The organism is Caballeronia sp. SBC1 (assembly GCF_011493005.1).
GTDB lineage: Bacteria > Pseudomonadota > Gammaproteobacteria > Burkholderiales > Burkholderiaceae > Caballeronia.
The window spans coordinates 522310-540925 of sequence record NZ_CP049159.1 but is presented as its reverse complement, the minus strand read 5'-3'; the positions used below and the strand labels follow the sequence as shown (position 1 = coordinate 540925).

18 protein-coding genes are annotated in these 18616 nt (G+C 61.3%); 15 read left to right on the top strand and 3 right to left on the bottom strand.

Annotation, left to right across the window (positions count from 1 at the left end; all coding sequences use genetic code 11):
* Nucleotides 1-466 precede the first annotated feature (466 nt).
* Nucleotides 467-1414: a LysR family transcriptional regulator gene (locus SBC1_RS37420; protein WP_165106961.1), complete on the bottom strand. Its 948-nt coding sequence runs from the start codon at nt 1412-1414 to the stop codon at nt 467-469.
* A 171-nt stretch (nt 1415-1585) separates the two neighbouring features.
* Between SBC1_RS37420 and SBC1_RS37415 the strand changes: the two genes are divergently transcribed.
* The 15 genes from SBC1_RS37415 to SBC1_RS37345 all read left to right on the top strand — a co-directional run bounded on the left by SBC1_RS37415 (nt 1586) and on the right by SBC1_RS37345 (nt 16702).
* On the top strand, nt 1586-2803 hold the full coding sequence (locus SBC1_RS37415) for an FAD-dependent monooxygenase (RefSeq protein WP_165106958.1): 1218 nt from the start codon (nt 1586-1588) through the stop codon (nt 2801-2803).
* A gap of 718 nt (nt 2804-3521) precedes the next feature.
* A complete protein-coding gene (locus SBC1_RS40340) occupies nt 3522-3950 on the top strand; it encodes a TadE/TadG family type IV pilus assembly protein (RefSeq protein WP_241202534.1) in 429 nt (142 codons plus the stop codon).
* Nucleotides 3950-4552, top strand: a complete 603-nt coding sequence (locus SBC1_RS37405) for a TadE/TadG family type IV pilus assembly protein (RefSeq protein WP_165106954.1) — start codon at nt 3950-3952, stop codon at nt 4550-4552. The genes SBC1_RS40340 and SBC1_RS37405 overlap by 1 nt, the downstream gene beginning before the upstream one ends.
* A 10-nt stretch (nt 4553-4562) precedes the next feature.
* Nucleotides 4563-6065: a TadE/TadG family type IV pilus assembly protein gene (locus SBC1_RS37400; protein ID WP_165106951.1), complete on the top strand. Its 1503-nt coding sequence runs from the start codon at nt 4563-4565 to the stop codon at nt 6063-6065.
* Between the two features lie 675 nt (nt 6066-6740).
* A complete protein-coding gene (locus tag SBC1_RS37395) occupies nt 6741-6920 on the top strand; it encodes a Flp family type IVb pilin (RefSeq protein ID WP_165106947.1) in 180 nt (59 codons plus the stop codon).
* Nucleotides 6921-6988: 68 nt separating this feature from the next.
* Nucleotides 6989-7498 carry a prepilin peptidase gene (locus tag SBC1_RS37390; RefSeq protein WP_165106944.1) on the top strand — a complete coding sequence of 170 codons (510 nt, stop codon included), beginning with the start codon at nt 6989-6991 and terminating at the stop codon, nt 7496-7498.
* Between the two features lie 12 nt (nt 7499-7510).
* Nucleotides 7511-8479 (top strand): Flp pilus assembly protein CpaB, encoded by a 969-nt coding sequence (cpaB, locus tag SBC1_RS37385; protein WP_165106941.1) that lies wholly within the window; start codon nt 7511-7513, stop codon nt 8477-8479.
* A 47-nt stretch (nt 8480-8526) separates the two neighbouring features.
* Complete coding sequence (locus SBC1_RS37380; RefSeq protein WP_206366225.1) at nt 8527-9978, top strand: type II and III secretion system protein family protein; 1452 nt, start codon at nt 8527-8529, stop codon at nt 9976-9978.
* A gap of 10 nt (nt 9979-9988) precedes the next feature.
* Nucleotides 9989-10363: a CpaD family pilus assembly lipoprotein gene (locus SBC1_RS37375; protein ID WP_165106938.1), complete on the top strand. Its 375-nt coding sequence runs from the start codon at nt 9989-9991 to the stop codon at nt 10361-10363.
* Between the two features lie 12 nt (nt 10364-10375).
* The gene (locus tag SBC1_RS37370) at nt 10376-11596 is read left to right on the top strand and encodes a pilus assembly protein CpaE (protein ID WP_165106935.1); all 1221 of its coding nucleotides are present in this window, start codon (nt 10376-10378) and stop codon (nt 11594-11596) included.
* Nucleotides 11596-12990, top strand: a complete 1395-nt coding sequence (locus tag SBC1_RS37365; protein ID WP_165106932.1) for a CpaF family protein — start codon at nt 11596-11598, stop codon at nt 12988-12990. The genes SBC1_RS37370 and SBC1_RS37365 overlap by 1 nt, the downstream gene beginning before the upstream one ends.
* Nucleotides 12987-13964 carry a type II secretion system F family protein gene (locus tag SBC1_RS37360; RefSeq protein WP_165106929.1) on the top strand — a complete coding sequence of 326 codons (978 nt, stop codon included), beginning with the start codon at nt 12987-12989 and terminating at the stop codon, nt 13962-13964. The genes SBC1_RS37365 and SBC1_RS37360 overlap by 4 nt, the downstream gene beginning before the upstream one ends.
* The gene (locus tag SBC1_RS37355) at nt 13961-14923 is read left to right on the top strand and encodes a type II secretion system F family protein (protein ID WP_165106925.1); all 963 of its coding nucleotides are present in this window, start codon (nt 13961-13963) and stop codon (nt 14921-14923) included. Before SBC1_RS37360 ends, SBC1_RS37355 begins: the two co-directional genes overlap by 4 nt.
* Nucleotides 14920-15828, top strand: a complete 909-nt coding sequence (locus tag SBC1_RS37350) for a lipopolysaccharide assembly protein LapB (protein WP_165106920.1) — start codon at nt 14920-14922, stop codon at nt 15826-15828. Before SBC1_RS37355 ends, SBC1_RS37350 begins: the two co-directional genes overlap by 4 nt.
* Nucleotides 15829-15988: 160 nt before the next feature.
* The gene (locus tag SBC1_RS37345; protein ID WP_165106918.1) at nt 15989-16702 is read left to right on the top strand and encodes an isoprenylcysteine carboxylmethyltransferase family protein; all 714 of its coding nucleotides are present in this window, start codon (nt 15989-15991) and stop codon (nt 16700-16702) included.
* A gap of 104 nt (nt 16703-16806) precedes the next feature.
* On the opposite strand, the gene benD is transcribed toward SBC1_RS37345, so the two are convergent.
* Entirely contained in the window at nt 16807-17583 is a 777-nt protein-coding gene (gene benD, locus SBC1_RS37340) for a benzoate diol dehydrogenase BenD (protein ID WP_165106916.1), read from the bottom strand.
* Nucleotides 17580-18602, bottom strand: coding sequence for a benzoate 1,2-dioxygenase electron transfer component BenC (gene benC, locus SBC1_RS37335; RefSeq protein ID WP_165106913.1), 1023 nt, complete (start codon nt 18600-18602; stop codon nt 17580-17582). The genes benD and benC overlap by 4 nt, the downstream gene beginning before the upstream one ends.
* Nucleotides 18603-18616 lie beyond the last annotated feature (14 nt).

Sequence of the window (18616 nt, the reverse complement as noted above, 5' to 3'; positions counted from 1 at the left end):
TTGCCAAGAGACAGATGGAACGGTGGCGGGTGTGCAGATTATCCACGCCGCCTTTTTCTATTCCCCGTCCGAATAGCCTTTCCCGAAACCCTGCTGGGAGCTCGCCGCCGAAAGCGCCAACGCGCGGAAGAACTTATGTCCTTCCGATAGAGGACCACCCTCGGTACACGGCTCCGGCGTGCCCCGCGCAACGAAACGGCATCGTCAGGCGCCCTTTGACCACACCCTCGGAAAATAGTAACGGCAGCCGTGCTTCCAACCCCGGCATGCCATCGGCTATCTGCTTGAAGATTGTCGCCTCGCCAAAGGGCAACTTGCCAATGCTGTCAAAACGCTTGCGGGGCGGAGCCGCCCCCGGAGTGTCCGACCGACGACGCCTGTGACCGGCAGTTAATGGCGCCAGATACAGTCATATAATCGATCGACCGCCTCGATCAGGCCGCTCGACCCGATGACTTGTTTCGGACTACGAGCTTTTTGGCACGGACTTCGTTCTGCGCGTTTGCATCGCCGAGTCGGCGAACAGGTCGATCACCACCCCGCGCAGCCAGCGATTGCCTTCGTCCTGCTGGACTCGCGCGTGCCAGAGCAAATGGATCGGCGCGGCGGGCAACGTCGAGGGCAATGCGCGCAGGCTTAGTGAGAACGGCGCTGCCAGCTGCAAGGCCAGCCGCTCCGGCACAGTGGCAATCAGATCGGTACGTTGCAGGATGTAGCCGACGCTCATGAAGTGCGGCACCGTCAAACGCACTCGTCGCTGCACGCCTCGCCGTTTCAGCCAATCGTCCACCTGACCGTGTCCGGTGCCGGCAGACACCACCACCAGATGCTCGGCTTCACGCCAGGCAGCAAGCGTGAGCGGTGCATCTTCGAGCGCATGGCCGCGCCTGAACAGGCAGACATACCGCTGATCGAACAGGCGGCGCTGATAGAAGCCGCCCTTGAGCTGCGGCAGCAGGCCGATGGCGAGATCGACGCGGCCTTCGGCCATCTCGTTGCTCAGATTGACGCTTGTGTCGCGAACGGTATTGAGCGCGATGCCCGGCGCCTCGCGCGACAGTCGTTCGACAAGCGCGGGCAGAAAGACGACCTCGCCGATATCGGTCATGCCGATTGTTATTGTGCGCGTGACACGCAGCGGGTCGAAACCGGTCTCGGGATTGAGCGCGGTGTGCAGGATCGCGAGCGCCTGAGAAACCGGCTTTGCCAGGCGCAGCGCGAACGGCGTGGGCACTACGCCGCCCGGCCCACGCACGAACAGCGGGTCACCGAGCCTTCTACGCAGCTTGGCAAGGGCGTTGCTGACGCCGGGCTGACTCATGTTCATCTGCTCGGCCACGGTCGATACTCGCCGCTCCTGCATCAACCGTTGGAAAAGCAGCAGCAGATTGAGATCGACTTCACTCAGATTCATGACGCGGGTATCCCGGGTTCATTGATTTCAGTGATGATGCAGATTCACCCCATTTTATTGCGAAATGGACGACCAGTGCCGAGAATTCAGTCACGGCGAACGCACCCGATTTCAACACAGCACGCGTGCCGCGCCGACTCAAACACACAGTCTGAATACTGGAGACACCCCATGGAACAGCTGGATCTGAAGATCGCAATAATCGGCGCTGGCATCGGCGGCCTCACGCTCGCGCTCGCACTGCGCGAACATGGCATCGACGCTCAGCTCTACGAACAGACCGACGAGCTGCGCGAGGTCGGAGCGGCAGTCGCGCTGTCGGCGAATGCGACGCGGTTTTACGAGCGCATGGGACTGCGTGCAGCCTTCGACGCGGTGTGCGCTGAAATACCCGCGCTGATCTATCGGGACGGGCGCAGCGGCGAAGTGATTGGACAGCATCGTGGCGAACCGAGCTATCGCCAGCAGTTTGGGGGGTCCTACTGGGGCGTACACCGCGCGGACCTGCAGACCGTGCTGTCGAACGCGGTCGGCCTCGAGCGCATCAATCTCAGCCATCGGCTGACCGATCTCGTGCAGCATCCGGATCGTGTGAGTCTGAGTTTCGCCAACGGCCGGCACATCGACGCCGATCTGGTGATCGGCGCGGACGGCGCGCGTTCGATCACGCGGCGCTGGATGCTCGGCTACGACGACGCCTTGTATTCCGGCTGCTCAGGCTTTCGTGGCGTGGTGCCGGCTGGACACATGGATCTGCTGCCCGATCCCGAGGCCATCCAGTTCTGGGTCGGACCACAGGGTCATCTGCTTCACTATCCGATCGGCGACAAAGGCGACCAGAACTTTCTGCTCGTCGAGCGCCATCCTTCGCCGTGGCCGTCGCGCGACTGGGTCACGCCGGCGAGCGAGGGTGAGCAGCTGCGCCTGTTCAAGGACTGGCATCCGGCGGTGGTGCAGATGGTCACGGCAGTGCCGATCAGCCAGCGCTGGGGCCTGTTCCATCGTCCTCCACTCGGACGTTGGAGCAAGGGCCGCGTGACGCTCATCGGCGATGCCGCGCATGCGCTCGTGCCGCACCATGGCCAGGGCGCCAATCAGTCGATCGAAGATGCCGTGGTGCTGGCCGCGCAGCTGGCCAAGGCGGGCCCGGGTCGCTGGCGCGAGGCGCAGGAGGCCTACGAGCGGTTGCGGCGAGGCCGCACACGCAAGGTGCAATACGCCTCCATATCGACGGCTGACGTGTTGCATCTGCCGGACGGACCCGAGGCGCAGGCGCGCAACGCCCGCCTTCGCGCACGTGACAGCCTGCTGCATCATCTGGACTGGATTCACGATTTTGACGCCCTTGCGCAAGAGCCGACCGAGCGCCAGGGCGGCACCTGGCTTTGAACTGCACTCCTCTCGTTGACGCCTGCACGACGGTCCTGACCCGTTCAGGGGTTGTTGGATACCCTCCATGGTCGCCAAGACTGTTGAACATGCCGCGCCAGGTGCCAGCAGGCGGGGTTAACCAGGGTGTTGCTCCATGAAGCAAATCGTCTGGAGAATTGAACAGGAGGTACCCGGGAAAATCGACATAGGCGTCACCGACCAGCGCCACACCGCGTAGCTGATCACCTTGGGCAGAAGCCGGTAGCCGGCAGGTCTAAAGCAATCAAAATTCCTGCCGTTACCCCAAGTAGGGGATGAAGGAAAGTTCGAGCGCGCCTGCGCTAACCACCTTTCCTTTTCCTTTCGGTATCCAAAGGATCGCAGGGCGCCTGCCAGCGAACTCGGAAGGCAAGCGCGCAGACCGACGCTTCCCATAAATAAATGCCTGACGCAGATAACTTACCGGACTCGGGGTTCGTGGCTTATGAAAAACCGCACGCCTAGCGAGTGTTCACGCTCAAGGTCGAAGGCAACGCAGCCGCAGATCGTTAGCGCAACGACACTTAAGAAACACCTTGGTCCCGGACGCCTATGGGCCAGCAGGTTTTGTCATGCGTCGCGCGCGGAAATATCGCGGGCGCGCGCAGCCGTCAAATGGTTCGCGGAATTTTGCTCCGAGGACCGAGGCGTAAGTGCGCTGGAGTACGCCATAGTTTTCCCCCTTTTCATCGGGGTCATGATCGGGACGTTCCAGTTCGGCATGTCGTTCGTCACGCAGTCGCTCATGGACAATGCGACGCGCGATGCCGCCCGGCAGATCCGCATAGGGACAATCACCGGCACGTCCAGCAAGTACACCACCAGTCTGGTCGCGGCGGTCTGTAAGGATCTGACCGTGAGCGGCTATAACCTTGTTCCGTCATGCACCACGAGCATCCAGATTTATGTGGCGGCGGCAAGCTCGGGGACGCCGGCTGGCGCGGGTTTCACGACGCTGAGTGCCGCGACGGTCAACAGCGGGGTCATGAACCAGACCAAAGCTTCGCTGTCGCCAAAGTACGACGTCATCCTGCAGGTCGGCTACAACAAGTCATTACTAGGGTCGCTTTCTTCTGGTACGGCCATGGTCATGTCAACCCTCGCTTTCCAGACGGAGCCTTATTGATGATCCCCAGGCTTTGCAGGTTTCTAAAGAACACGCGTGGTGTTGCCGCGATCGAATTCGTGCTTGTCTTCCCCCTTATGGTGGCCCTCCTGTTCGGCATCTACGAGATCGGACAGATAGTCAGGGTCAACATGCTGTTGTCCAATGCGGCGTCATCCATGGCTGACCTGATCTCGCAGCAAAGTAATGGCGTCACCGGCGGAACCAGCGGCGTGCTGGGTAATTTTTGCAAGGCAGGCACGTTGATGATGACACCCTTCCCAACCGGAGCGACGACTGGCGCCGGCGCTTTCTCGGCGGCAATGGCGAGCGTGACCAATTACACGAGCGGTGGCGTTACGGTCAATTGGGAGAGCGATCACGCGTGCACATCCACGGCGACAACCTTGGGTACCAGCACTGCCCAGGGGCTGGCCACAACGCCGACCAACCTGGTGCCTACCGCCGGCACGCCTGGCGACAGCGTGGTCATTGTACGGGTGACCTATCAGTACAGTTTGCTCACCTCGTACCTGTTCCCTGCGAGTTTTACGCTCGTGAAAACGGCGTTTGCGCGGCCCCGCAACAATCTGCCGATTACGTGCACCGCACCCTGTTCCTGAGGAGTTTCGCATGTTGCCGTCAATGAAGACTACGTTCATGCGCGTGCTGTCGCGTCTTTGCGCGGACGAGACGGGCGCGATCGCCGTGACGTTCGCGATGCTCCTTATTCCGATGGCCCTGATTGTGGGTGCCGCTGTAGATTATGGGCGAATGGTTCAATTCCGTTCGAGCTTGCAGAGCGCAGTCGATCAGGCCGCGATCGCGGGCGCTGCCGTCTTCACCGATCCCACCCGCAGCGCCACGGCAACCCAGGTCGCGACCAATTACTTTAATCGCACGCTGCTGCCGTCGAACCTTTCGATAACCCCGCCAACCGTGTCGACAAACAGCAATGGCACAATCAATCCGGCGCTTGGCAATGCAACGGCCTACACCGTCACCGTGAGCGCCACCGCGAAGGTCTCCACAACGTTGATGTCGCTGGTCATCCCGTCGGTCACCATCACGGCAACCGGCACCGCCGGGGACCCGGTCGTCACGCCGCAATTGGTGTTTACCAACGTAAATTCGGTGGCGTGCGACGGGAATTCCGCTTACCTGTACGAGGTACCGTTGAAATCGGGAGGCGGCGGATACGACTATTCGTCGGTGCCGGCCTGGACGACCACAGGGAACCTCTACAACAATTACTACATGATCGGCAGCAGCTATCAAGCACTTCCATCCGGTCAGGTCTTGCCCAACATTTCTGCGAACCAGCCGCTTGGCGTAGCACTCGTGAACCTGACCGACGGGAACACCGGGAATTCAGGTTGCGGGGTGACGGTCACGGGGGCGAACTCGTATGGCGCGCCGTATATGAGCACCCAGAAATTTTATTCGTCACTCCTTCTTAATAACCAGTCACCCAGCGAAAATACCAACACCTCGTACACCGTCACAGTGACTTCGAGCAATAACGGGCGAAGCTCCTCGATCACCAATGTCACCGCAGGATCGGTCAACGTACCAATAGCGTCAGGGTCGTACAACAATCTCTCGACTTACCTGGGCATCAATGCGCCCGGCTCGGGCTATTCCAATTGCACGTCCACGTCATCTACGTCCGGACAGAACACGACGACCGTCTATACCTGCAGCACCCAGTATCTGACAACCGCGACATCAGCCACGCCGAACTGCTCGCTGTACGTGCAAACCGGGGTGACGCAGAGCTACATTAGCGGTTTGTCCAAGTCCAGTACCGCACCAGCAGCCGCACTTTCCAGCTGCTTTTCCACTTCGGGCGGCGGAGCGGCCTATGCGGCGCCAACTTGCTCTCAGCTCTCGGCGCTGTCGAATCAGACGGGCTCTTCAGCTATCGCTCCCGCCGCGGTATTCTGGTGGGACGACGCAGGCGGCGTGGGACCGGGCGAGCAGTACTACTCGCCGTCAAGTCATTGCTCGGCAACGAGCTTGAACGGCCCGGGCTACGGCGAAGACTGCCAGTACAAGAACAACTTCTTCGCAGCGCAATGTACGACAACCGGGGGCAGCGGCTCCGGCTATACGGAAGTTGTGTTGACCCAATAAGCGCAGCGAGCGAGAAGATATGAGCCTGCCTTTAATAGGCAGTGCTCACGTGACCAGAACGGAGATATTGTCAACTTGGTCGCGGTCGACTTGATCGCTTCATCCACGCCAAGCCGGCCGCGAGTTAACGGTAGCAGGCCGATTCCCATCTTCGGTAAAGCACCACAAGCGTTCGCTTGTGTTCGTGACGCACTTTCGTCCATCCCCCAACTCTTGCCTGCCGACAGCGTGTGCTGGCGAAACGCGACTACACACACGACCTGCTGCCGATCGGGGGCATTTTCTTGCGCACGCTACATGGGCCAGCGCGGGCCGGGTTCGTCGAGCTGGACTCGATTCGGGCGCTACGCCAACGCAACCTCAAGCAACCTTGCTACGGCCGCGGCGCCGTAGCCAATAACATAACGGCGAACCTGACAACCGGTAAGGCTCTTTAACAGAAGTATGGCATCCGAAATGAACCGTTTTTATTTTAGGTAATGGCTGGTGTTGGAGACAGCGTGCTATCGCTCGATGCCGCTAAAGATCCGTGTGAATCCGCCGTTAAGAGGTGTACCCACACCCCGTTCGTACGGACAAATATGGCAGTCCCGGGATGGTGGGTACGACCTGCGACTTTATATGCGAGTCGTTACTACGTAGTTCCACCTACTTTCTCGTATAGGAGTTACCAAAATGCGCAAATTTTTTAAAGCGTTTGTCCGCGACGAACGCGGCGTCAGCGCCTTGGAATACGCCATGATGGCCGGTATTGTCGCCGTCACTTTGGGCGCCGTCGGCCTTACGTTCAAAACCACCATCGCGACCCTGTTCACCAACATGACCACCGCCGTCTCGACAGCTTCGACGTCCTGATTGCCTGAGTCCGGAAATTCGGATTTCGTCCGAATTTCCGCCCGACCCTGCTCCTCACGTCGATCATCATGCAGCTACTGTCCCTCGCCATTCGTCTCGTCGTACTTTGCACGCTGTTATGGCTGGCGGTGATCGACGTTCGTTCGCGACGCCTGCCGACCGGGCCCGTTCTCGCGATTGGTGCGCTCTTTTTCGCCGACGCGCTCGCCCTTCACCTGTCGTTCGGTGACGTGCTCGCCCATCTCGCCATGGCCCTTGTGGTCTTCCTGGTCTGCGCTGGCCTGTTCGCAGCAAACATGCTGGGTGGCGGCGACGCCAAGCTGGCAGCCATGATTTTCCTGTGGTCCGGCCTGCACCTCTCGTGGCCCGCCTTAACCCTGATTTCAGTGATCGGGACGGTCGTGTCCCTGGTCAGTATTGCCACTCGAAACATGGACCCGCATCACCGCCTGGCGGCAATGCGAGCGCTCGCCATGTTTTCATCCGCACGCGGCGTGCCTTACGGCGTGGCGCTTGCTGCGGGCGGCGGCACGGTGATCGTGCTACCCGCGTTGCTGCCTTTGATCCTGACGCGATAGGACGGCGTCCCTATGTCCAAAATTATTAAGTTCGCGTTGCTTCTCCTGGGCGCACTCCTGATTGCGTTGATCGTGCGCACGGTCATTGCTGGCGCTTACCACACGTCGGCGCCAGCGGCCACGACACAAAAGGTGCGCGTAAGCGCCGCTGATCTTCCTCAAGGCCTCTTGCTGCGCGACGACGACCTCGGCTGGAAGAACGTTCCGGTGGCCGAAGTACCGCCTAATGCGATTGTTGCCGACGCCCCCAACGCCGTCGACCTGAAAGGCGCACTACTGCGTCGTCCGGCCGCGAGCGGCACGGTGCTCGTCGCCGACGACGTCATCCTGCCAAATGCGCCAGGCTTCCTTGCCGCGACCCTGAAGCCCGAGATGCGGGCGGTCTCGGTGGCTGTCGATGACGTGTCCGGCAACGCGGGACTGATCCAGCCAGGCGACTACGTCGACCTGATGCTGACCCAGCAAATGGATCGCCGCACCGAATCTCCAGACCTCGCGGTGGCGACCGAGACGGTTGTACAGCACGTGCGTGTGCTGGCGGTCGGCTCCGAAATCAGTCGACCCAAGACGAGCGATGCCCCCGATGCCAACAACCGCGCTCGCACGGTCACCCTGGAAGTGACGCCGCGCATGGGAGAGGTGGTCTCGGTAGCCGCCCGCCTCGGCAGCTTGTCGCTCGCCCTGCGTAGCTTCGCGACCGCCAGCCGCGACCCCGATTCGACCATGGAAGCCTCCGCGTCCAACGCCTCACAAGCAGCACCCGTCTGGGCCGGGGACATCTCCCGTGCGCTGCGCGAGTTGCCCAAATCGCGCGCCCAGCTGGTCAGCCCCGTGAGCCTCCCGCCCGTGCCGGCCGCACCGCGCACCGTCATGATCTATCGCGGCTCCGAGAGCAGCGATTCAGCCGAGACCGTCGCACAGGGGAATGGTGGCGCAGCAAACGGCGCGCCTCCGCTGCCGACCGTCCCCGCGTCGCACTAACGCACTCAACGACCGGTGGACACCGTCCATTCACCAGGAAAAGCGTCATGAAAATGCAGTTCGGTCCGATTTGCCGCGCCACCTGGGCGCTCGCTGGCGCCTTGTGCGTAGCACCGGTACTCGCGGCGCCTCTGAAAGCCATGCCGGTTCGCGACCCCAATGGGTCGCAACCGGTACCGTCGGCATATGCAGCGGGTCCGCTCGAAATCAACGCAGGCGCGGGCGTGCTGGTGCGACTCAATGAAGATGCGACTTCCGTGTTCGTCGCCGACCCAGCCGTGGCCGACGTGCACGTGCCCTCGCCGCGAGCGGTATTCGTGCTCGGTAAAAAGAGTGGTACCACGACTCTCTACGTGCTGGGTGCGAACAACAAGACGCTCCTGCAGCGCACCGTCTCCGTCGCCCGCGACATGGACGGGTTGCGCAGGACGATCGCCGCACGCTTTCCCAACATGAACGTGCAGATCAGCGGCGGCCAGGGCTCATTGCAACTGTCCGGCCAGGCCGCCAACGCCGCCGATGCAGACGCTGTCGTGCAGGCCGTCACGCCCTATCTGGCCGACAAGGAAGTGTTGATCAACCGCATGACGATCGACCGGCCGTTGCAGGTGCAATTGCGTGTGCGGATCACGGAAGTGGACCGCAACGTCACGCAGCAGCTAGGCATTAACTGGCAGTCGCTCGGCAATGTGGCCGGCAATTTTTTCGGCGGCATCTACAGCGGCCGCGCAATCTACAACCTGAACCAGCCGATCACGAACGGAACCTCCACCGTGTATCCGGTGAACCTTCCGACCAACAATGCGTATTCCATCTTCGGCGCGTTCAGTACCGGCCGCACCAGTATCCAGGCCCTCGTCGACGCGTTGAACCAGGAGGGACTCCTTACCGTACTCGCCGAGCCGAACCTCGTAGCGCTTTCCGGCCAGACGGCAAGCTTTATCGCTGGCGGTGAGTTTCCGATTCCCGTGTCGCAGATCAATGGCGCGATCTCGGTTGAATTCAAGCAGTTCGGCGTAAAACTCGACTTCACGCCGACCGTGCTTGCCGACAACCGCATCAGCCTCAAGGTGCGTCCGGAAGTGAGCGAGATCGATACCTCGGTAAGCGTCACGACCGGGGGCATCACAGTGCCGGGCTTGAGTCTGCGCCGCGCGGACACGACAGTCGAACTGGGCAGCGGCCAGAGTTTCGCGATTGCGGGCCTGCTGCAAAGCACGACGAACGACCTGATTTCCCAAGTCCCGGGCGTGGGCTCGATCCCCATCCTCGGCAAGCTGTTCCAGTCGACGAATTACCAGAACAACAAGACCGAACTGGTCATCATGGTGACACCGTATATTGTCGAGCCGACCGATCCGGCGAAGCTGCGCACGCCGCTCGAGTCACTCGTTTCACCGAGCAACGACGTCGAATATAGCTTCAGCCATCAGGCCGGCGACACAGCGTCGACGGCAGGACAACCACGTCTAGTCGGCGCGGCCGGATACGTTTATTGAGCACAATGCCATGAAATCTGCACGTCTCCTCACGTTCGTCCTGGCCTGTGCTGTTGGCGTGGGCCTCAGTGGCTGCTTCAAGCCTCCGCGCGACATGCCCGACGCGTCAATCCTCAAATACGATGGGCATTCGGTCGTGCCGCCCGACTGCGCGAGCCTGTCGCGCCCGGCGGTACTGACCGACGCGGGTTGGCACCGTCCCAGCATGGAATGGGGTTGCGCCACCTATACGAATCTCGCCGCGCAGATCGCCAATCCGCAGGACGTGGTCGCGCCACGGGCGCCTGGACCCGCCGACGCCGCGATCGCGGCCAGCGCGGTGCATCGCTACGAAAGCGGCCAGCTGATTCCGTTCAACACAGTTACGACTCACGATACCAAGTGACGGGAGCACCGCATGAGCACGACTGAGTTAAATCTCCAGAAGAGCAAGGCCGGCGCCCGGGCCGCCGACTTTATCGCGTTCGTCGCGGACAAGAAGACCGAGCAGGTGCTCAAGAGCTACGTCCTTGAACAAGCGATGCCGCACACTCACATCGCGATTGGCGGTGTGAACGACGCGATCACCCTGCTGGCCAAGCTCGACCGCTCGCCACTGTTCCTGCTCGTGGACCTGAACGACTCCGCAATGCCGCTCTCCGATCTCGCCCGCCTCGCCGAAGTATGCGAGCCTTCGGTACAGGTAGTGGCACTCGGTGAACGCAACGACGTCGGCCTGTTTCGTACTCTGCTGCAGATCGGCGTACGCGACTATCTCGTGAAACCGCTCACGGTGGAGCTGATCAAGCGCACGCTGAATGTCTCCGAGGGAAAAGTGAGCCAGGTCATGCGCATGCGCGCCGGCAAGACCGTGGCATTCGCGGGGACGCGCGGCGGCGTTGGCGTGACCACGATCGCACTCAACGTGGCACGGCATCTGGCCGAAAACACGCAGCGCCGCATCGCCTATGTCGATTTGAACCTGTACGGCGGTGCCGCGAACAGCATGCTTGGCATACAGACCAACAACGGCCTGTCCGACGTATTGCAGAACGTGCATCGCCTTGACCCGCAGTACGTCGAGCGGACGCTCGTCGCCAAGGGTTCGCGCCTGTTCGTGCTGTCGGCAGAACTCGACTTCGGCACCCCCCACCCATTCGAAGACGATTCACTCGGACGCGTGCTGGCACTGCTGTGTGAAAACTTTCACTACGTGGTCCTTGACGTCGGCAACCTAGCGGAGTCACTCGCGGGCGAGGCGTTCGATCACGCGTCGCGCGTCTACCTGATCGCCGACCGTTCGGTGCATTCGACCCGCGAGAGCATCCGTCGGCTACGCTTCATCGAAGACCGCGACAACAACCCGACCACGTCGCTTTTGCTGAACAACGTGACTTCGTCAACTGCCGGCATGGTCGAGCCGACCGACTTCATGGCGGCGGTCGGCCGTCCTGTGCTGTACGAGATCCCCTACGAAGCGAAGGCCGTAACCATTGCCGCAAATCTGGGCGAAGCGCCTAAAGACAAGACGACCGACGGCTTCAACCAGACCATCACGCGCATCGGCGGTGACCTGACTGGCCAGCACCCGAACATTGAACGTACGTTCTTCCAGAAACTCAGGCTGAGGAGAAGCTGATGTTCGGGCAAAAACAGAGCTCGCTCGCGGCCAGCCAAGCCACGCCAGTCACGCTCGCCATTCGGGATGTGGCCTCTGATCCCGCCGTCCCGCCGGCGGTGTCGCGCGCCAGCTTGGCGGAGGGCAACGAACTGCTGGTGCGCTCGGAGCTCTTCAAGACCATTCGCAACGGCGTATTCGCCTCAATGAACGCGTCTGCCGTGGTCGGCCGCACGCGCGAGCAGATGAAGTCCGGCGTCGAGCAACTCGTGCTGGAGATCGCCGAACGCGAACGCCTGAACATCACCATCTCGGAGCAATCGCAGATAGTTGGCGACCTGCTCAACGACATGTTCGGCCTTGGCCCGATCGAACCTTTGCTCGCCGACGAGACCGTCACCGACGTGCTCGTGAACGGACCCGACCAGGTCTATGTGGAACGACATGGCCGGCTCGAACTCACTCCCTACAAGTTCCGCGACAACTCGCACGTCGTGAGCGTGGCTCAGCGGATCGCGGCAAGCGTCGGGCGGCGCGTGGACGAAAGCAGTCCGATGGTAGACGCGCGCCTCGCCGACGGCAGCCGGGTCAACGTTGTCTTGCCGCCGCTCGCGATCCACGGCGCGGTCATCTCGATTCGTAAATTCTCCAAGCGCAACATCACGCTGCACCGCATGGCGCAGCAGGGCAACCTGTCGCAGGCCATGGCGAATGTGCTCAAGCTTGCAAGCACCTGCCGGCTCAACATCATCGTGTCAGGGGGTACGGGCTCGGGAAAGACCACGCTGCTCAATGCGCTGTCGCACTTCATCGACCTCGGCGAGCGTACGGTCACGATCGAAGATGCCGCCGAACTGCAACTTGTGCAGCCCCATGTAGTCAGCCTCGAAACGCGACCCGAGAACTCAGAGGGACTCGGCGCCGTCGCGCAGCGTGACCTCGTGCGAAACGCGCTGCGGATGCGCCCGGATCGCATTATCCTCGGCGAGACCCGCGGCCCGGAAGCCTTCGACGTACTCCAGGCGATGAACACCGGCCACGACGGCTCGATGACGACGATCCACGCGAATACGCCTCGCGACAGCATCACCCGGCTGGAGAGCATGGTCATGATGGCGAACGGCAATCTTCCGCTGCTTTCGATCCGTCGCCAGATTGCGAGCGCCGTGAACCTGATCGTGCAGATCGAACGGATGCGCGACGGCATGCGCCGTATCACGCGCATCACCGAACTTGTCGGCATGGAAGGCGACGTCATCATCACGCAGGACCTGTTCACCTTCCGCTACGACACCAGCGCGTACAGCGAGGAAGTCAAGGGCGTGTTCGAGTGCGCCTCAGTGCGTCCGGCGTTTTCAGCCCGCGCCGCTTATTACGGTCTTGAGGATGCCCTGCTGGAGGCGATGAAGTCATGAATTTCGTCGACCTTGTCACCGTTGCGTCCTTTGCAAGCGTCATCGTGCTCGGTGTAATGGTCCTGACCGTGCAGGATCTGCGCAGCAAGCAGCCGGAAGCCCGGATCCGCGCGCGCATGGCAGATGGGTTCTCGTTGCAGCGTCAGCAGCCGATCGCGAAGGATGCCGAGCAAACGGCGGATCTCTTCAACGTCACACGGGAAAACAACGCGTTCAGCCGCTGGTCCGGCCCGAAGCTCGCACGCCTGCGCACGGTCGCCGGCGCGAAAGGAGTGCGCATCGTGATCGCGGCGGCGATCGGCGGCGAGCTGGTTGCCATGCTAATGGCGCGCTTCATGCCGCTGCCCGGTTTCGTCCCGCCGTTGCTTTTGGTGGGGCTACCGGTGCTGGCAGGCATGCGTGCGTACAGCTTTCTCGTGGAGCGTTTTCGACGCCAGTTTCTCGATGGCTTTCCCGACTTGATCGACCTGCTCGTGCGCGGAGTGCGGGCTGGCGTTCCGGTGACCCAGATGATCAGCGCCGCCACGGAAGAGCTTCCGGAACCCCTGCGTCGCGAGTTCAAGCTGATGGGCGATTCGCTTCAGATCGGACTGGATCTCGAGACAGTTCTCGCGGCGGCGGTGCAGCGTATCGAGATTGCGGACTTTTCATTCTTCTGCGTGTGCGTGATGCTGCAGCGGGAAACGGGCGGCCAGCTCGGCGAGACGCTCGAGAACCTCGCCGCCATCGTGCGTACACGCCGCGAAATTCGTCAAAAGACCCGGGCTCTGACCGGCGAAGCTCGCATCACGACCAAGATCCTCTCGGCGATTCCGGTAGTCGTCATGGTGGTGATGTCCCTGACGAACGACAGCTATCTCCCGGTCCTGCTGGGAACGCCCGCTGGTCAAAAACTGCTTACCTACGCAGTCATCTCGGTCGTGGTGGGCATTTTCATCATTACCAAGATGTCAAAACTGGATACCTCGCGATGAGCCATGACAGTATTGAAACACTCATCAACCTCCTGATGCTGTCCGCACTCGTCGCCGGACTCGCACTCTTGTGGGTGACCAAGCAGGGCGGGCGGCGCGGCCGGATTGCCGATCGCGCGCGACAGGTCGCGCTCACGCAGCGCGGTGCAAGCATTCAAATGGAGGAGGCCGACGGGGCTGATGGCTGGCGCTCGCGGCTCGTGCAGCGGCTTGCCAAGATTGGCGACCGGCTTCCGCTGTTCGACACGAAATACCGGCTCAAGCTGAAACAAGAACTGGCGCGTAGCGGCTATCGCGGCAGTCTTGCGGTGTCGGTGCTGCTTGCCGTGAAGTTCGTTGTCGGGTTGGTCTGCGCCGCGCTTGCCGTCATGCTGGGGTCCGGCGTCCCGATGGTCGGCCAATACCCGGCAGCCCGCGGCGTAATGATGATGATGGCGTTTATCATCGGCATGGTCTTTCCCGAATATATCGTCGCATTTCGCGCGTCGCGCCGCCGCAAGAAGATGTCCGGCTGCTTGCCCGATGCCCTCGACCTGCTTGTAATCTGCACGAATGCGGGCAACAGCCTCGGGGTAAGCATCCGGCGCGTCGCCGACGAACTCAAGACAATCTGCCCGCCGCTTTCCGACGAGTTTTCGCTCACCGCCGACGAGCTCAAGCTCTCCGGCGACAGCACCCGTGCACTCCAGGCGCTGGCTGAACGTATCGACCTGCCTTCAATCCGGGCGCTGATCTCCACGCTCATTCAGTCCATGCGCTACGGCACGCCGATCACACAGGCTCTGCGCACTCTCTCGCGCACGGAGCGCCTTGCGCACGTCGTCAAGCTGGAGGAGAAGGCCGCCAAGCTCGCCCCGAAGATGGTCGTGCCGATGATGCTATTTATTCTTCCATCGGTAGTGGTGATTTCGGCCGGACCTGCGGTTATCCAACTTATGGATGTCATGTCAAAGCAATGAAAAAAAATCTCCACTCATGCGCCGGGAATAGGGTTGCCGGATCGACTGGTCTGCGCCCTCGCCTTGTGGCCCTCGCCGTGGTCCTCCTGGGCACGACCGCCGCCTGCACAACGACCACCACGCAACATCTGACCGATACCCGCCCTGTCACGCACAATTCCTCGCCGAGCAGCATGAGTGAACTGCGCATCGCCGATACGGCGCTCGACTCGGGCAATATCGACGTCGCCAAAACCATCTACGACCAGATCGTTCAGGCTGATCCGCATTCGGTAGCGGGTCTGACAGGGCTTGGCAACACGCTCTACGCTGTCGGCGACTTCACGCGCGCGGGCGTCTACTACCAGCGCGCCAGCCAGCTTGACGCGACCAACACCGCGCCGCTGATCGGCATTGCGCGAGTGGCGATCCACCAGCGCCGTTTCGACGACGCGATCTCGGCTTATCGGCAAGTGCTGACGCTGACGCCCGGCGACCCACTGGCGTCGGCAGGACTTGGCGCAGCACTCGACCTGAGCGGCGATCACGCGGGTGCGCAGGCTGAATTACGCGCGGCTCTCAAGACGAATCCGGGCGATCCGGTGCTGAGCTCGAATCTCGGCTTGTCGCTGATCCTCGGCGGCAATCCCCGCGAAGGCGCGAACGTGTTGCTCGACGTCACGCGATATCCGGCTGCACCGCCGCAGGCGCGTCAGGATCTCGCACTGGCCTACGGTCTTCTCGGCAATACGGAAGCAGCGGCCGAGATTCTCGCGCGGGACCTGCCGAAAGCGTCGGTGCAGGACAACCTGCAGTTTTACGAGATTCAGCGCAAGCGCCTGGTGCAGCAGCCGGTGTCGTCCATTTCGCCTGCGAAGGTGGCGGCGGTTCAGGCGCAGCCGGTGCAGGCCGCAAGCCTCCGATAAAGGCATGCGCCAAAGTGCTCGCAAGGCCGGCCGTGAAATGACGCGCATGGGCTTTGCTGAAGATTGACCCACGGCTGTGTGCTGGCTACTGAGTTTGCAAACCCCTGGGCCAAGCCAGTGCCTTCGCTTAGATCGATCTGTGTCCCGACCGGAACTGACTATGAAATCGAAAATTCCATCGCCTGCGGGCCAAGCCGTTGTCTCCGGCAGCCTTACCGAGCCGCCAGTCCGCAAGACTGCTCCCTTGGCTGCTCCCTTGACGCGCGATCAGCTGATGGGCGAGATCGTCATGCGACTACTTGCAGTCCTGATGTACTCGACGTTCGTCTCGTCGGCTCTCTATCAGTTTCACAAGGATCCTTCGCGGATTACCTTGCTACTGCTTGTCATCTCCGAATTGCTCGCGCTCGGGCTTGCTCTCTGCACGCGCGTGCCACGTGAGCGTGACTGGAACCCTGTCACGGTAGTGATTTCCCTCTGTGCGGGCTTCTACTTCCTCGCGTTCCGTATAGAGCCCGGAATTCACCTGCTCCCGGAAGCGGTTGCGGCAGGTCTGCAGATCGCGGGGCTGGTGATCCAGGTCAGTGCGAAGCTTTCGTTGCGGCGATCGTTCGGAATACTCCCCGCGAATCGTGGCGTGGTCGAGAACGGGCCCTACCGTTTTCTTCGGCATCCAATGTACTTTGGATATTTCGTCAATCAGGCCGGTTTTCTCTTGTCCAACTTCGGCGTGCGCAATCTCGTCGTGCTTTTGCTTCTTTGGGCGTTGCAGATGTTTCGTGTCGTGCGAGAGGAACGCTTGCTGGTTAAAGACGCGAGGTATCGGGAGTACATTGCGCGCGTGCGGTATCGGTTTATTCCTGGCGTGTTTTGAAGCGCAGGTGGGTTACCAGAACGCCTTGTTGCGACATGTATGGACCTACGCCTTTTGAACAATGCTTCTGCAACGTCGCTCTGTAAGCTCAACGCCTTCATGGGTCAGCCCGTGTCACCACCGGCCACTGGCAACACCGTGCCGGTGATATAGCTTGCTTCGTCCGAAGCGAGGAACAGAATCGGGGCGGCCTGTTCGTCGATGCTGCCGTAGCGTTTTAAAAAGGTTGATTCAATGACCTGCTTCACCGCATCGCCCATCCATACTTTTTCCTGCTCGCTGTCGCCGGCGGTATTACGAGGGACGCGGCGGGGAGGTGCGTCGGTTCCGCCCGGAGCGGTGGCGACCACGCGGATGTTGTGCTCGGCGTACTCCATCGCCAGTGACTGCGTCATCGCATTGACACCGCCCTTGGCTGCCGAATACGGGACGCGACGGATACCGCGCGTCGCATTCGAGGAGACGTTGACGATGGTGCCGCCGCCACGCTTGAGCAGGTGCGGCAACACAGCATGACAGGCGTACAGCGTGGGCATCAGAGAGCGGCGAATTTCCGCGTCAATCTGTGCGGGCTCGAACTCGGCGAACGGACGCATCCGAATCGCGCCACCGACACCGTTGACCAGGATGTCGATGCCGCCAAACTTGCGCGCGGCAAACGCCAGCGCCGACGCAGCGCCGTCGTACGTCTCGAGGTCGGCGACGAACCCTGCCGTGTCCGCACCGCTCGCTTCGGCGGCAACTTCGGAGACGAAGTCGGCGCGGTCGACGAACAGCACCTTGGCGCCTTCGGCGGCCGCGCGAAGCGCTACGCTGCGACCAATGCCCTGTGCCGCGCCGGTGACGACCATGACCTTGCCAGCAAATCGTTGCGTGCTCATGCGATCCTCGGTGCTGCGTTGGGTGTGAACTTCTCGTAGTGGAAGCTGTTGGGCTTCACGCCGTTATCGTCGAAATACTTACGCACTGCATCGACCATCGGCGGCGGCCCGCACAGGTATACGTCCACGTCACCATCATTCACAGCCTCCGCCGGCATGTGCTGCGTCACCCAACCCTTGGCGGGATGGGTCGACTCCGTGTCGGCCACGACCGTGGTGTAGGTGAAATTCGGCAGCTTTGCCACGTACGCCTCGATTGCATCAACCTGTACCAGGTCGAGGTCTCGCGTTACGCCGTAGATCAGATGAATTTTATGCTGCGAATTCGTGCGCGCCAGCACTTCCAGCATCGACAGGAACGGCGCCAGGCCTGTGCCGCCAGCGAGAAACAGCAACGGCCGCTCCACCGCGCGCAGATAGAAACTGCCAAGCGGTCCAGTCAGCTCCACTTTGTTGCCTGCCTGTGCGGATTCGAGCCAGGTGCTCATCACGCCACCGGGAATCTTCTTAATCAAGAAGCTGACTTTCGATTGACCCGGTGCCGATGAGAAGGAATACGAACGATGCTGACCGCTTCCGGGAACGTCAATATTGACATACTGGCCCGGCAGGAATACCGGCGCGGTCGTATCCACGTCCAGTTCGAGCAAAATGGCCGCGTCGTTGTGCGGCTCAACCTTCGATACCGTCGCGGTGAACCGGCTCTGTTCAGTCTTGCACGCAGTGGACGATGCCGGCACTGCAATCACACAATCGCTTTCCGGCACCATCTGGCAAGTGAGTACGAGGCCGCTGTCCTTCTCATCCTCGCTCAGCGCGTCATCAATGTAATCGTCGCCAAGATCATAGCTGCCGATCTCGGCGCGGCATTTGCAAGTACCGCACACGCCATCGGAGCAATCCATCGGCAGGTTGATCTTTGCGCGAAAGGCAGCATCAAGCACCTTTTCGCCCGCCTTGCATGTAACGAAGCGGGTCACACCGTCTTCAAAATTCAGTGCAATGTTGTAGCTGGACATCTTGCCTCCTGTAC